The organism is Anaerococcus sp. HMSC068A02, from assembly GCF_001811125.1.
GTDB lineage: Bacteria > Bacillota > Clostridia > Tissierellales > Peptoniphilaceae > Anaerococcus > Anaerococcus vaginalis_C.
This window is the reverse complement of the sequence record NZ_KV803772.1, coordinates 56,372-56,692: the sequence shown is the minus strand read 5'-3', so window position 1 is coordinate 56,692 and position 321 is coordinate 56,372. Positions and strand designations below refer to the sequence as shown.

General features: G+C 28.0%; 1 protein-coding gene. It reads right to left on the bottom strand.

The features are described from left to right. Positions 1-223: hypothetical protein (locus HMPREF2782_RS09610; protein ID WP_222563146.1), on the bottom strand; the 223-nt coding region annotated here is incomplete at its 3' end. Between the last annotated feature and the right edge of the window lie 98 nt (positions 224-321).

Sequence of the window (321 nt, the reverse complement as noted above, 5' to 3'; positions counted from 1 at the left end):
AGAAGAAAACTCTTGTCAAAAAACCCTTGATTAATTTCAAGGAATACGGATGTGAAAAATGTGGAATCACCACAAAAAAAAGACGGTAGGTGCGAACTACTGTCTTTTTATTTACTTGTTTTCGGAATAATACTTTTTTATAAAAAATAATATCAAACCAACCAACAAGGGAAAAATAAAATTTTCCAATATTGAGGTTAACAATCAAATCACCTCTTTTCACCTATTAAGTAATAGGCAAAATTATTATACCACAATAAATAAATGAAAATCATTAGCCTTGAAAAACAAGTCCTTTGTGATATAATTTAGGTAAGAGAA